Here is a 14,634-nt window from a genome sequence, read left to right as displayed (position 1 = left end):
ATGAAAATATCACTAAAAAATTATACATTTCGTTACCTTACATTTTGGCTGCTTATCATTATTGCGATTTGGGCATTTCTTTTTCATTCCTTGATTTTGGATGAAGTTTATGACAATGTAGATGACGGGTTGAAGAATCAAAAAATTGAAATTATTCGAGAAGCTTATCGCGATCCGAATTTATTAAATACAACTGAATTTGGATTAAGTCAATTCAAAATTACCAAAGTTGATCCAAGTAAATATGATGAAAGAAATCATTTTTCAAATGAGTTAGTTTACATGGGATACGATGATGATATGGAGCCTTATCGTGTATTGAGAACTGGTTTTTATGACAAAGAAAATCATCCGTATTCATTAGAAATTAGAACTTCAACCGTCGAAGAAGATGAATTGATTTATGATTTGTCTCTTTCTTTGATTGCGTTGTATTTTTTTATCTTGATTAGTATATTGTTGATTAATCATTTTGGATTGAAAAAAGCCTTCAAACCTTTTGGGCAAATTATTTCTCAATTAAGAAAATATGAAGTGGGAAATAACGAAAAACCAAAACTTGTCGAAACGAATGTGAAAGAGTTTTCTTATTTGCAAAAAGAAATTGAGCGAATGATTAATCGAAATGATGAGGTTTTTAACTCGCAAAAATTATTCATCGAAAATGCTTCGCACGAATTGCAAACGCCTTTGACGATTGCACTAAATAAGCTTGATTTGCTAATAGAAAATTCAGATTTAAAAGAAAAAGAAGTGATGAGTTTAGTAGAAACAAAACAAACTCTTTGGCGAATGGTGAATCTTAATAAGTCGTTGTTAATGTTGTCTCGAATCGAGAATAATCAATACAAAAATAATGTTGAAGTTAATTTTACAACTTTGACAAAAGATTTGATCGAAGATTATGAAGATATTTTAGAAGCAGAAGAAATTAAATTAGAAACGAATTTTAAAGCAGATTTTATCCTTGATTTTAATATCGATTTGGCGCGAATTTTAATTTCAAATTTGATTAGAAATGCGATCAAACATAATAGTGAAGAGAAAATTATTAAGATAGAAAGTGATTCAAATCAATTTATAATTTCGAATACAGGAAAAAACGCAACGTTGGATTCGAATCTTATTTTTAGTCGTTTTTATAAACAAGGAACAAGCGATGGTAATAATGGACTGGGGCTTTCAATTGTGGACACGATTATCAGAAATCAACAAAATCTAAAGTTAGATTACAATTATGAGTTTCCTTTTCATCAATTTATTCTGAAAAAATAAATTATTCCCAAATCTTTCCTAATTCACTTTGCAACTTTGTCTTATAATTATAAAATCAAACAAAATGAAAAAGTTTTTAAGTGTTATCATGTTAAGTGCAACGTTGATTTCTTTTGCTCAAGATAAAGCGATAAAATATAACCAAGTTCCAAAAACAGGACAGCAATTTATCAATAAGTATTTTGGAGCAAAACAAGTTGGTTCTGTGATGTTGGACGACGATTATTTTTCGAAAGAATATAAAGTGTATTTGGCAAATGGAACAAAGGTAGAATTTGACGGAGACGGAGCTTGGAAAGAAGTTGATGGAAAACGAAATGCTATTCCAACAGGATTTATTCCAGCTAAAATTTCGAATTATGTGAAAAGAAGTTTTCCGAATACTACAATCACAAAAATTGAAAGAGACCGAAAAGAAATTGAAGTGAAATTGAACAATGGACTTGAATTAAAATTTGATAAAAACGGAAATTTTAAGAAAATTGATGATTAATAAAAAATATATTCAAAGAAAAACTCCAACTAAATATTAGTTGGAGTTTTTTATTCTATTTATCTCGACTTTCTAACATTGGCACAAATTTGAAATCTCCAAATTCGTAATGCTCAAATTGATCTTCTGATAATCTCATAATGACAATCATTCGTTGCGATTGTTCACCAACAGGAATCACCATTATTCCACCAATATTCAATTGTTTTTTTAATTCTTCCGGAATTTCTGGTGCGCCTGCAGTTACAATAATTTTATCAAAAGGAGCAAAAGAAGGTAAACCTTTGTAACCATCTCCATACGTTTGATAACGTGGCTCGAAATTGATTTTTTTCAACATGATTTTTGAGAAATCAAACAAATCTTTTTGTCTTTCAATCGTAAAAACTTCAACACCTAAAGCAACCAAAACAGCAGTTTGATAACCCGAACCAGTTCCGATTTCTAAGACTTTTTCATTTGGCTGAATATCTAATAATTGTGTCTGAAAAGCAACTGTAAACGGATGCGAAATTGTTTGTCCAGCAGCAATGGGAAACGCTTCGTCACGATATGCGAATTCCGTAAAAGCGCTATCCAAAAACAAATGTCGTGGTACTAAATTAATAGCTTCCAGCACGTTTTCATCTTCAATTCCTTTCGAGCGCAACAAATCAACCAACATTTTGCGTCGTCCTCTGTGTTTAAAATCGTCTACAGACATATTCCAAAATTTTTACAAAAATGCATTAAATACAACTTATTCTCATTAATTTTAACGGCAAAATCTACCAAATGTTAAAAGTAGGAGTGATCGGTGCTGGGCACCTTGGAAAAATCCATTTAAAGTTATTAAATCAATCGGAAAGATACGAATTAATTGGCTTCTTTGATTCTTTTGAAGAAAATGGAAAGAAAGTTGAAGCTGAATTTGGGTATAAATATTTTAGTTCGATGGACGAATTAATTGATGCTGTTGATGTTGTTGATATTGTGACACCAACGTTATCACATTATGAAGTTGCATTGAAAGTGATCGAAAAAAATAAACATTTTTTCATCGAAAAACCAGTTACGCATACCTTAGAAGAGGCAGATCATTTGTTGAAATTGACAAATGAAAAAGGTTTGAAAGCGCAAGTTGGACACGTAGAGCGTTTCAATCCTGCATTTACAGCGGCTGCACCTTTTATCGAAGAACCATTGTTTATAGAAACGCACCGTTTGGCAGAATTTAATCCGCGCGGAACAGATGTTCCTGTTGTGTTGGATTTGATGATTCATGATTTAGATGTGATTTTATCGATTGTAAAATCAGAAATTAAATCAATTCATTCGTCTGGAGTATCGGTGATTAGTGATACGCCTGATATTGCAAATGCTAGAATTGAGTTTGAGAATGGTTGTGTGGTTAATGTTTCGACAAGTAGAATGTCAATGAAAAATATGCGAAAAATGCGTGTTTTTCAACGAAATGCGTATATTTCAATTGATTTCTTGACGAAAAAGACTGAAATTATTAAAATGCACAAAGCGCCAGAAAATCCAAGCGAATTTGCAATGATTTTGGAAAATGATAAAGGAGATCGTAGAGAAATTTGTTTCGAACATCCAGAAGTTTTACCAAATAATGCAATTTTGGATGAATTAGAAAGTTTTGCAGATTCTATTGTGAATAATTCGCCAATCAAAGTTTCGTTACAAGATGGACGAAATGCATTGAAAGTTGCATTGGAGATTATTGCTTATTTTGAAAAAGAGCAGCAAGTCATCAAAAATCAAACAATCGAGAAAGAATAAATTGAAGTTAGATTTTAGAAGTACGAATTTTGAAAAACGCAAAACGCAAAACGAATCTCGAACTTCGCAAAAAATATGATGTGGTTCTGAAACAAGTTCAGAATGACGAAAGTTTGTCAAGCTGAATTTATTTCAGCTTCTCATCCTAAAAAGTCGAACTTCGCAAAACGAGCTTCGAATCTCGAAAAAAACATAAATAATAAAAACAAACATACAAAAAGATGAAAAACATTACAGTTATTGGAGCTGGAACGATGGGTAACGGAATTGCTCACGTTTTCGCACAATCAGGATTTGCAGTGAATTTGGTTGACGTTTCTCAAGATAGTTTGGAGCGTGGATTGAAAACAATCGCTGGAAATTTGGAGCGTATGATCGCCAAAGAAAAAATTACAGAAGCTGATAAAACAGCAACTTTAAATAATATTACAACATTTACGGATACTGCGGAAGCGGTGAAAAATGCGGATTTAGTTGTAGAAGCTGCAACAGAAAATTTAGATTTGAAATTGAAAATCTTCAAACAAATTGATGAAGCTGCGCCTGTAAATGCAATTCTAGCGTCAAATACGTCTTCTATTTCGATTACAAAAATTGCGTCTGTTACAAGTCGTCCAAAACAAGTGATTGGAATGCACTTTATGAATCCAGTTCCGATGATGAAATTGGTCGAAATTATTCGTGGTTACGATACAACAGATGAAGTAACGAAAGCGATTATGGAAATGTCAGAAAAATTAGGGAAAGTTCCAGTTGAAGTGAACGATTATCCTGGTTTTATCGCCAATCGTATTTTAATGCCAATGATTAACGAAGCAATTTATTCTTTATATGAAGGTGTTGCGGGCGTAAAAGAAATCGACGAAGTAATGAAATTAGGAATGGCTCATCCTATGGGACCATTACAATTAGCTGATTTTATTGGTTTGGACGTTTGTTTATCAATCTTAGAAGTATTGTACGACGGATTCAAAAATCCAAAGTATGCACCTTGTCCATTGTTAGTAAACATGGTAACAGCAGGTAAAAAAGGAGTGAAGTCTGGAGAAGGATTCTATGATTATTCTGAGTCGAAGAAAGCAGAAAAATTAGCTGCTCAGTTTGCGAAGTAATTTATCTTACAAAATAGTCAAAACAAAAAGCGTTACTTATCGGGTAACGCTTTTTATTTTGAAAACTATTTTGATTACTTAATTGCTGCTAAAGCATGTGTGTAATCTGGTTCTTGTCCAATTTCAGGAACTTGCTCTGTGTAAGCAACTTCTCCATTTGGATTAATTACCACAACTGCGCGAGAAAATAAACCATTTAATGGTCCATCAACCATTTTCACACCATAAGCATTTGTGAATTCTTCATTTTTGAAATCAGATAAAGTGACTACATTATCCAAACCTTCCGCAGCACAAAAACGAGATAAAGCGAAAGGTAAATCTTTCGAAATACATAACACAATTGTATTTGCAGCAGAAGAAACTTCTTTGTTGAAAGTTCGTACAGATTGCGCACAAACACCAGTGTCAACACTTGGGAAAATATTTAAAACAACATTTTTTCCAGCATAATCAGCCAATGTTTTGTCGCTTAAATCGCCTGCTGTTAAAGCAAAACTTGGGGCTTTTTCACCAACTGTTGGTAAATTTCCGCCTGTATGAATAGGATTTCCTTTGAATGTAATTTCAGCCATAATTTTTTATTTTATTCTTAGATTTTTAATGATTAAAAGTAACAAAATTCTACGGAGAAAAAAGTATCTTCGCAATAATAAATTGTTACATTACAAATAACACACAAATATTATGCAACTTTCAAAGCGTTTACAGAATTTGAAACCATCTGCAACTATTGCAATGTCTGCGAAAGCAAGAGAATTAAAATCACAGGGAATCGATGTGATTAGTTTAAGTATTGGAGAACCAGATTTCAATACACCAGATTTTATCAAGGAGGCGGCTAAAAAAGCTATCGACGAAAATTATTCAGGATATCCTCCAATTGCAGGGTATGCAGATTTGAAGGAAACGATTTGTAAAAAGTTTAAACGTGATAACAATATTGAATATACAGCAAATCAAGTTGTTGTTTCTACAGGAGCAAAACAATCTATTTATAATGTTTTACAAGCAATTGTAGACGAAGGAACTGAAGTAATTATTCCAACACCTTATTGGGTTTCTTATTCAGATATCGTAGAATTATCAGGAGGAACGCCAGTTTTTGTGGAAGGAACTTTAGAAGCTGATTTCAAAATTACACCAGCACAATTAGAGGCTGCAATTACAGATAAAACGCGTGCAATTATTTATTCATCTCCTTGTAATCCATCAGGATCTGTTTATACAAGAGAAGAATTGCAAGGTTTAGCGACTGTTTTAGCTAAATATCCAGATGTAATTATTATTTCGGACGAGATTTATGAGCACATTGTTTACGGAGAAAAAAATGTTTCGATAGCATCTTTCCCAGAAGTTTATAACCAAACGGTAACTGTAAATGGTTTAGCAAAAGCTTTCGCGATGACAGGTTGGAGAATCGGTTTCATTGGAGCGCCAGCTTGGTTAGCAAAAGCATGCGAAACATTACAAGGGCAAGTGACTTCGGGAGCAACATCTATTGCGCAACGTGCAGCAATTACGGCTTTAGAAGCAGATCCAAGTTCAGTTCAATACATGGTTGATGCGTTTGCAGAACGTCGTGAATTGATGTTGGGTTGGGCAAGAGAAATTCCAACGTTCAAAGTGAACGAACCAAAAGGAGCTTTCTATTTGTTCCCAGATGTTACGGCAACTTTCGGAAATACGTACAATGGTGTTACAATTAACAATGCAGATGATTTGGCTTTATATTTATTAGAGCATGCGCAAGTTGCGGTTGTTTCAGGTTCGGCTTTCGGATCTAAAAATTGTATTCGTATTTCGTATGCGGCGTCTGTAGAAGAGTTGAAAGAAGCAATGACACGTATCAAAAATGCTTTAGCGTAAGTAGAAAAGCAGATAAAATATCAAAATCCTCAAGTTTTGCTTGAGGATTTTTTTGTGGATAATATTTTCTTCAAAAAAATGTGATTTTAATTTTAATGAAATTCAATTGATTAGCCTATTTAAGCGACTTTTTATTGAAAATATTTCAAAAAAGATTTGTTTTAATCGAAAATAACCTCTTATATTTGCACCACTAAAAACAAGGCGAGGTAGCTCAGATGGTTAGAGCGCAGGATTCATAACCCTGAGGTCGGCAGTTCGATTCTGCTCTTCGCTACAACTTCAAAAGACAAATTCATTATTGAATTTGTCTTTTTTTATGAATTGAAATTAGCCAGAGTAGAATATACTTTTGGTTCTCTTTTTATGTCCATTTCAACTAATAATTTTTCCCATTCTAAAGCGTATTGCTTTTTTAATTGAATAGTTATAAAATCTTCAAAAGAAATATTTTTCCAAACTTCATAAACTAGAATTTCATTTTTGTTATGTTCATTTTGATGAATGCTAGCTTTCACAAAGTTTTCTTCATTTTTGTAGAGTTGATGAAATAGATTGATCAATTCTTGTAAAAATCTGTCCTTGTTTTTTTCCTCTGTTTCAAATTTTATGATTAATATAAATTTCTCCATTTATTGTTACTTTTTAGGCAAACCTACAATATCCTTGTTTATTTTTGTAACTAAGTATAGATAATATACAGTAACAAAAAGTAAACAAAGTAACTTATGGATAAAGTTTTTTCAAAAGACGAATGTTTTTCTCATGTAAAGTCCGTGAATGATGCGATGTATGTGTTGAGTGGGAAATGGAAAATACCAGTTTTAGCATCTATATGCTACAATAAAAAAAGAAGATTTTCTGAAATATTAAAAGATCTTGAAGGAATATCTAACAAAATGTTGAGCAAAGAGCTAAAAGAGTTAGAGATAAATAAACTTGTTACCAGAGAAATTATAAGTACAAGACCAATTACAATTGAGTACAAGCTGACTGATCATGGAAAAAAATTAACGAATGTTATAAGTCTTTTATCTAGCTGGGGAGTTGAACATCGAAATTTAATTATTAAAGATTAAGCTTAAAAGTTGAATGAATTTTGATGAGCTTGATATCAATCCTATCTTTTTTATTATCAATAAATATTATTGGACTTCTGATGATAATCATCGATTAATCTGTTCAAATTCATTAAATTTGCATTCAATTTAGTAACGTTCTAAATAAAATTCAAAAAAATGATTCAAACAGATATAGTTATAATCGGAGCTGGGCCAACTGGTCTTTTTGCCGTTTTCGAAGCAGGTTTATTAAAAATGAGATGTCATATTATTGATGCTCTTCCTCAGCCTGGAGGGCAATTGACAGAATTGTATCCCAAAAAACCAATTTTTGATATTCCTGGTTATCCTTCTGTTGGTGCAGGTGAATTGATTGATAATTTGATGGAGCAAATCAAACAATTTGAGCCAGGTTTTACATTAAACGAACAAGCTGCAACAATCGATAAGCAAGAAGACGGAACTTTTATTGTAACAACTAATAAAGGAACGCAAGTACAAGGAAAAGCAGTTGCGATTGCGGGTGGTCTTGGATCTTTTGAGCCTCGTAAACCAATTATCGAAAACATCGAAGCATACGAAGAAAACGGAGTAGAGTATTTTGTGAAAAATCCTGAATTGTTCCGTGATAAAAAAATCGTAATTGCTGGTGGTGGAGATTCTGCTTTAGATTGGTCTATTTTCTTGGCTGATGTAGCTGCGGAAGTCACGTTAGTACACAGAAGAAATGAGTTTCGTGGAGCGTTGGATTCTGTTGATAAAGTAATTGAATTGAAAAAAGCAGGAAAAATTAATTTGGTTACTCCTGCTGAAATTACTGGAATCAAAGGTGAAGGAAAAGTAGAAAGTTTGGTAATCGAAAAAGGTGAAGAAACTTTTGAACTTGAAACAGATTATTTTATTCCATTGTTTGGTCTTTCTCCAAAATTAGGTCCTATTGCAAATTGGGGATTGGAAATTGAGAAAAATGCCATCAAAGTAAATAATGCATTAGATTATCAAACAAATATTGAAGGGATTTATGCAATTGGTGACGTAAATACTTATCCAGGAAAATTGAAGTTGATTTTATGTGGTTTTCACGAAGCAACTTTAATGTGTCAGTCTGTTTACAATAGAATGAATCCTGGGAAAAAATTTGTCTTGAAATACACAACAGTTTCTGGTGTTGATGGTTTCGACGGGACAAGAAAAGAAGCTGAAAAAGCGGTTGTCAAAGCTATTGACTAATTTTAACAAAATAAATAGAAATATTTTTTAAACCTTTTACGTTTTGCGTAAAAGGTTTTTTTATTCACATTCACAAGGTTCTCTACTTCGTCTCTTAGCTTCATTATCCCAAAAAGGGTAAAATTTTAATCCAAAATAAAAGTTCGCAGAAGTTAATTTTTTCTGTTTAAAAACGATTGGAATTGCATTATCACTGCCCAAAATTAGAGGGCCAATTCTTACATATCCACCAAATGTTATATTTTCATAATCATAGATAGAAAGGGAAGGTCCAATTCCAAATCCATCTTTTTGGATAGTATAAGAAGTTTGTAGCACATTGATACGTTTCAAACTATTTTCAAAAACTGGAATTCGTTGCATCCAATTGAAATTTAAGTAATGATTTTCGATAATTTTTTTACTCAGATTAAGATGTAAACTTGTTGGTAAACCCATCGAAAAATTATTTCCCGTTTTAGATTTTGTTTCATCTCCATAAACTTCTTTGCTTAAAAGTCCTAAATATTGATCAACACTTTCAAATTCAACTCCATCTAAATTTGGATTATTACGAAGTTGAACTCTTTGCGAAGGATTGTAGAAATGATGGTTATCGCCTCTGAATTTTACTAATCCAACATCTAATAAATTTGCCGAAAATTTGAAATCATATAATTCATCATTCGTTCTTCTGTTCACAAAAGAAATTCCTAAATCTATTCCAACTCCATTTCCTCTATTTCGTAAAACATATTTATCTCGATCAAAATCATAATTGGTAGAATATCCTGCTTTTATATCATAATTTGACGCATAAATATTTGCATCAGGATTGTCGATTGTACTTGTTATAGTTGGTTCAGCTTCTAATTTTATCGTGTTTTTACTCTTGATATACGCGCCATCTAAACCCATAAGATATTTAATATTTGCCCCAATAATAACTTCAGAAGTATTAGTTGTATACAAATTTGTCGCAACATTTAAGCCTAATTCAGCCCAATTCATTGCATTTGTCTTTGTAGGTTCAAACATATAATTTTTTGGTTCTATTTCATTCTGATTACTAAAACGAAAATAATTATCTAAATCTTTAATAGAACCTTGTGTACGAAGTCGGGTGAAAATACCAAGGCGATAAGTTTGATTATTAATTTTCTTTTTAAAAGAAACGGAAGGTCCCATAAGATCATTTTCCAAATGATAAGAAATCGTATTTCTAGTTGCGAAATCTAATATATTAGAATGCGTTTCACCTCTTATTCCAGCTTTTATATTTGCTGATTTTGTTTCACCTTTTATTAAACCTAATACGTTTTGATCGGATATGTAAGCGTAATCATTTCTGAATAAAATATCTTCAGAAATAATATTAACATCCCATTTGTTCGGGTTAAAATATGAAGTTGTCGGAGAAAAAACACTACCGTTAATCCCGCTATATTGATCATTACTAAAAGATAAAATATTTTGTCCAAAAGTAAATCCTGAACAAAAAATAACGGTTAATAGAAGTTTTTTCAAATGATGAAATTTTTATTAAAAATAAGAAAAATCAATCGAAATAAATTACGGTTTTCCGTATAAAAATAAAAGAGTATCAATTTGAAACTCTTTTTTATAAAATTAAATTTTAATCGCCATCAATTAATCTTCCTAAACCTCCTAAAATAGAACCTTCACCTTGTGAAGAACCGCCTGCAGAAGGTGCATGAGCAATAATGCGATCAGCCAATCGGCTAAAAGGTAAAGATTGAATATACACAACTCCTGGACCTCTCAAAGTAGCAAAGAAAACACCTTCTCCTCCGAAAAATGTATTTTTAATTCCGCCTATAAATTCGATGTCGTAATGAACAGATTGTTCGAAACCAACAATGCAACCTGTATCAACTTTTAAGACTTCGCCAGCTTGTAAAACTCGACGATGCAATGTTCCACCAGCATGAATAAAAGCCATTCCATCGCCTTCTAATTTTTGCATAATGAAACCTTCTCCTCCAAAAAGTCCAGTGCCTAATTTTCGATTAAATTCAATTCCAACCGAAACTCCTTTTGCAGCACAAAGAAAAGCATCTTTCTGACAAATAAATTTTCCGTTCACTTCTGGTAAATCAATCGGAACAATTTTTCCTGGATATGGAGCAGCAAAAGAAGCTTTCTTTTTGCCTTGTCCGTAATTCGTGTACGAAGTCATAAACAAACCTTCACCTGTTAACATTCGTTTTCCAGCATTTAATAATTTTCCGAAAAGTCCACCGCTTTGTTGAGAACCATCGCCAAAAATCGTTTCCATTTTTATACCATCATCCATCATCATAAAACTTCCTGCTTCTGCTACAACAGTTTCTTGTGGATCTAATTCAATTTCGACAAATTGCATTTCTTCTCCGTAAATTTTATAATCTATTTCGTGTGCATTCATTTTTTAATTTTACCAATTAGTAGACAAAATTCGTGATTCGTAACAGTTCTTATTTAAAATTAGTATTAAATATGAACCAATGAGGCATATTCTTTTTTTGAAAGTAAACAATCCGTATTTTTGTGTAACTTGAAAAAGTATTATGGCAGATATTAAAATTACAATTATAGATAGAGAAGGTGTTTCGCACGAAGTTGACGCACCTACTGATATGAATATGAATATCATGGAGCTTGTGCGTGCATACGAATTAGCACCAGAAGGAACCATTGGTATTTGTGGTGGAATGGCGATGTGTGCCTCTTGTCAATGTTATGTGTTGACACCAGAAATTCAATTACCAGAAATGACGCCTGATGAAGATGCAATGTTAGCAGAGGCTTTTAATGTGAAAGATAATTCTCGTTTAGGTTGTCAGTTACATCTTTCGGATGAAATGGATGGATTGGTTGTTGAATTAGCGCCAGAATATTAAAATAAACGTATTGCGGTTAGCGATTTGTGAGAATTTTCGCTTTACGCTCATCGCTTTTCGCATAACGAAAATTATATGAATCAATTAGATAAAAGACTTTTTTTGTTAGATGCTTATGCCTTAATTTTTAGAGGATATTATGCATTTATCAAAAATCCACGAATCAATTCAAAAGGGTTCAATACATCGGCAATTATGGGATTTACAAATTCCTTGTTTGATGTTATTCGCCGTGAACAACCAACGCATTTAGCAGTTGTTTTTGATGTTGGTCAAGCAACAGTTCGTACGGTAGATTTTCCTGAATATAAAGCAAATCGTGATGAAACACCAGAAGCGATTCGTCAAGGTGTTCCTTATATTCAAGATATTTTACGCGCGTTAAAAATTCCAGTGCTTTTTGCCGAAGGTTATGAAGCAGATGATGTGATTGGAACTTTGGCTCAAAAAGCCGAAAAAGCTGGTTATACAACCTATATGGTAACGCCTGATAAGGATTTTGCGCAATTGGTAACGGACAAAATCAAGATGTATCGTCCTGCTGCAAATGGAAAAGGTGTGGAGATTTGGGGAATCGAAGAAGTCAAAGAAAAGTTTGAAATCCATGATCCAATTCAAGTGATAGATTATCTTGGAATGATGGGTGACGCTGTCGATAATATTCCAGGATTACCAGGTGTTGGAGCGAAAACGGCAAGTAAATATTTGAAAGAATTTGGTTCGATGGAAGGACTTTTAGCGAATACAGATAAGCTGAAAGGTAAAGCCAAAGAAAAGATTGAAGAAAATAAAGAACTTGGAATTTTATCAAAAAAATTAGCAACGATTATTACAGATGCTCCAGTTGAATTTGATGAAGAAGATTTAACGGTTTGTCCACCAGATATTGAAAAAGTAACTGAACTTTTCACGGAGTTAGAGTTCCGTAGAATGTTAGAAACGGTTTACAGAATTTATGGTTTGGATGCTTCTGGAATTATCAAAGAAGCGCAAGAAGAAATTTCTGCGGCAAGTCAGATTTCTTCGAATCAAGTGCAAACAGCTCAACAATCTTTGTTTGATTTTACGTCAGATGAAGAGATTATTCCTCAAAATTCTGCGTTTACAGATATTTCAATAACGAATCATTTATATCAATTAATCGATACAAAAAAAGGTCGTGAAATTTTATTACGAAATATTCTAAAACAAAAAGAAGTGACGTTCGATACTGAAACAACTTCTTTGGACGCTTTAGAAGCTGAATTGGTTGGAATTTCATTTTCTTGGGAAAAAGGAAAAGGATATTATGTGCCTTTTTCAACTGATTTCGAAGAAACAAAAGCAATTATCAACGAGTTTAAACCATTTTTTGAAGATGAATCAATTTCTAAAATTGGTCAGAATTTAAAATATGATATCAAAGTTTTAAACAAATATGACATTGTTGTTTTAGGTCAAAATTTTGATACGATGATTGCTCATTATTTGATTAATCCAGATATGCGTCACAATATGGATGTATTGTCGGAAACATATTTGAGTTATCAACCCGTTTCAATTGAAAGTTTGATTGGTAAAAAAGGAAAAAATCAAAAGAATTTCCGCGATGTTCCGTTAATGGAGCAAACCGAATATGGCGTGGAAGATTCTGATATTACAAATCAGTTGAAAAATCTTTTTGAGCCTGAATTAATCAAAGCAAATACACACAAATTATTTACTGATCTTGAAATGCCATTGATGCAGGTTTTAGCTGATATGGAATTGGAAGGTGTTAATTTGGATGTTCCGTTCTTGAAAGAACTTTCGGTAAAACACGAAGCTAAATTAAGAGAATTAGAAGCAAAAATTCAGGTAGATGCTGGAGAAGAATTCAATCTTAATTCGCCAAAACAATTGGGAGAAATCTTATTTGATAAATTACAATTAGATCCAAAAGCGAAGAAAACCAAAACTGGACAATACGCAACAGGAGAAGAAATTTTATCAAAACTGAAAGATAAACATCCAATTATCAATGATATTTTAGAGTATCGCCAATTACAAAAATTAAAATCGACTTATATTGATGCATTGCCAGAATTGGTGAATTCAAAAACTGGTCGTGTGCATACAACTTATGCGCAAACGGTTGCTGCAACGGGACGTTTGTCTTCTGTAAATCCGAATTTACAAAACATTCCGATTCGTTCGGAAGCTGGACAGCAGATTCGTAAAGCCTTTGTTGCGCGAGATGAAAATCATGTGATTATTTCTGCCGATTATTCGCAAATTGAATTGCGTTTGATTGCGCAAATGTCACAAGATCCTGCAATGGTAGAGGCTTTCAAACATGGAGAAGATATTCACGCTTCTACTGCCGCAAAAGTTTTTAATGTGGCGTTGGATGAGGTGACGCGTGAACAAAGAAGTCAGGCAAAAACGGTGAATTTCGGAATTATTTATGGTGTTTCGGCTTTCGGTCTGGCAGATCAGGCGAATATTTCGCGTAAAGAAGCCAAAGCATTGATTGATGCCTATTACGAAACGTATCCAACGTTGAAAGCATATATCGAAAAACAAGTTGAGATTGCTCGTGATCAAGGTTTTGTAGAAACGTTGATGGGGCGTCGTCGTTATTTGAAAGATATCAATTCGAGAAATGCAGTTGTTCGTTCGCATGCAGAGCGAAATGCAGTGAATGCGCCAATACAGGGAACTGCGGCAGATATCGTTAAAATGGCAATGATTCAAATTCAGAAAGAATTGAAGAAAAATTATCAAACCAAAATGATTTTGCAAGTACATGATGAGTTAATTTTTGATGCTCCAAAAGATGAGGTAGAAAAAGTTTCTGAATTAATCAAATCGACTATGGAAGCGGCAATGCAAATGGATGTTCCGTTAATTGCAGAAGTCGGAGTAGGAGCAAATTGGTTAGAAGCGCACTAAAATTTTAACTGTTACAATAT

14 protein-coding genes and 1 tRNA gene are annotated in these 14,634 nt (G+C 32.9%); 10 read left to right on the top strand and 5 right to left on the bottom strand.

Annotated features, from left to right (window positions below):
* Together FH779_RS14680 and FH779_RS14675 are read left to right on the top strand one after the other, a co-directional pair.
* Positions 1 to 1,275: a sensor histidine kinase gene (locus FH779_RS14680; protein ID WP_180905228.1), complete on the top strand. Its 1,275-nt coding sequence runs from the start codon at positions 1 to 3 to the stop codon at positions 1,273 to 1,275.
* A 64-nt stretch (positions 1,276 to 1,339) separates the two neighbouring features.
* Positions 1,340 to 1,768 carry a PepSY-like domain-containing protein gene (locus tag FH779_RS14675; RefSeq protein WP_180905227.1) on the top strand — a complete coding sequence of 143 codons (429 nt, stop codon included), beginning with the start codon at positions 1,340 to 1,342 and terminating at the stop codon, positions 1,766 to 1,768.
* Positions 1,769 to 1,823: 55 nt separating this feature from the next.
* Here FH779_RS14675 and FH779_RS14670 read toward each other — a convergent pair whose 3' ends face one another.
* Positions 1,824 to 2,471: a protein-L-isoaspartate(D-aspartate) O-methyltransferase gene (locus FH779_RS14670; RefSeq protein ID WP_038332579.1), complete on the bottom strand. Its 648-nt coding sequence runs from the start codon at positions 2,469 to 2,471 to the stop codon at positions 1,824 to 1,826.
* 71 nt (positions 2,472 to 2,542) lie between these two features.
* Here FH779_RS14670 and FH779_RS14665 point away from each other — a divergent pair, with 71 nt between their 5' ends.
* Entirely contained in the window at positions 2,543 to 3,547 is a 1,005-nt protein-coding gene (locus FH779_RS14665) for a Gfo/Idh/MocA family protein (protein ID WP_038332582.1), read from the top strand.
* A 221-nt stretch (positions 3,548 to 3,768) separates the two neighbouring features.
* Complete coding sequence (locus tag FH779_RS14660) at positions 3,769 to 4,659, top strand: 3-hydroxybutyryl-CoA dehydrogenase (protein ID WP_180905226.1); 891 nt, start codon at positions 3,769 to 3,771, stop codon at positions 4,657 to 4,659.
* A gap of 74 nt (positions 4,660 to 4,733) precedes the next feature.
* Here FH779_RS14660 and tpx read toward each other — a convergent pair whose 3' ends face one another.
* Entirely contained in the window at positions 4,734 to 5,234 is a 501-nt protein-coding gene (gene tpx, locus FH779_RS14655) for a thiol peroxidase (protein WP_180905225.1), read from the bottom strand.
* 112 nt (positions 5,235 to 5,346) lie between these two features.
* Between tpx and FH779_RS14650 the strand changes: the two genes are divergently transcribed.
* Together FH779_RS14650 and FH779_RS14645 are read left to right on the top strand one after the other, a co-directional pair.
* Positions 5,347 to 6,528, top strand: a complete 1,182-nt coding sequence (locus FH779_RS14650) for a pyridoxal phosphate-dependent aminotransferase (protein ID WP_180905224.1) — start codon at positions 5,347 to 5,349, stop codon at positions 6,526 to 6,528.
* Between the two features lie 203 nt (positions 6,529 to 6,731).
* A tRNA-Met gene (locus FH779_RS14645) sits at positions 6,732 to 6,805 on the top strand.
* Positions 6,806 to 6,845: 40 nt separating this feature from the next.
* Here FH779_RS14645 and FH779_RS14640 read toward each other — a convergent pair.
* Positions 6,846 to 7,160, bottom strand: a complete 315-nt coding sequence (locus FH779_RS14640) for an antibiotic biosynthesis monooxygenase (RefSeq protein WP_180905223.1) — start codon at positions 7,158 to 7,160, stop codon at positions 6,846 to 6,848.
* Between the two features lie 96 nt (positions 7,161 to 7,256).
* Between FH779_RS14640 and FH779_RS14635 the strand changes: the two genes are divergently transcribed.
* Positions 7,257 to 7,607: a winged helix-turn-helix transcriptional regulator gene (locus tag FH779_RS14635; RefSeq protein WP_180905222.1), complete on the top strand. Its 351-nt coding sequence runs from the start codon at positions 7,257 to 7,259 to the stop codon at positions 7,605 to 7,607.
* A 159-nt stretch (positions 7,608 to 7,766) separates the two neighbouring features.
* Positions 7,767 to 8,819 carry an NAD(P)/FAD-dependent oxidoreductase gene (locus tag FH779_RS14630; protein ID WP_180905221.1) on the top strand — a complete coding sequence of 351 codons (1,053 nt, stop codon included), beginning with the start codon at positions 7,767 to 7,769 and terminating at the stop codon, positions 8,817 to 8,819.
* A 60-nt stretch (positions 8,820 to 8,879) separates the two neighbouring features.
* Here FH779_RS14630 and FH779_RS14625 read toward each other — a convergent pair whose 3' ends face one another.
* On the bottom strand, positions 8,880 to 10,325 hold the full coding sequence (locus FH779_RS14625; RefSeq protein ID WP_180905220.1) for a DUF5723 family protein: 1,446 nt from the start codon (positions 10,323 to 10,325) through the stop codon (positions 8,880 to 8,882).
* 109 nt (positions 10,326 to 10,434) lie between these two features.
* Positions 10,435 to 11,226, bottom strand: coding sequence for a TIGR00266 family protein (locus tag FH779_RS14620; RefSeq protein ID WP_180905219.1), 792 nt, complete (start codon positions 11,224 to 11,226; stop codon positions 10,435 to 10,437).
* Between the two features lie 142 nt (positions 11,227 to 11,368).
* Here FH779_RS14620 and FH779_RS14615 point away from each other — a divergent pair, with 142 nt between their 5' ends.
* Together FH779_RS14615 and polA are read left to right on the top strand one after the other, a co-directional pair.
* Positions 11,369 to 11,701 carry a 2Fe-2S iron-sulfur cluster-binding family protein gene (locus FH779_RS14615; protein WP_180905218.1) on the top strand — a complete coding sequence of 111 codons (333 nt, stop codon included), beginning with the start codon at positions 11,369 to 11,371 and terminating at the stop codon, positions 11,699 to 11,701.
* A 75-nt stretch (positions 11,702 to 11,776) separates the two neighbouring features.
* Positions 11,777 to 14,614 (top strand): DNA polymerase I, encoded by a 2,838-nt coding sequence (gene polA / locus FH779_RS14610; protein ID WP_180905217.1) that lies wholly within the window; start codon positions 11,777 to 11,779, stop codon positions 14,612 to 14,614.
* Positions 14,615 to 14,634 lie beyond the last annotated feature (20 nt).

The organism is Empedobacter falsenii (assembly GCF_013488205.1).
Taxonomy (GTDB): Bacteria; Bacteroidota; Bacteroidia; order Flavobacteriales; family Weeksellaceae; genus Empedobacter; species Empedobacter falsenii_C.
The sequence above is the reverse complement of the archived record's forward strand: the minus strand, read 5'-3'. Positions and strand labels throughout refer to the sequence as shown.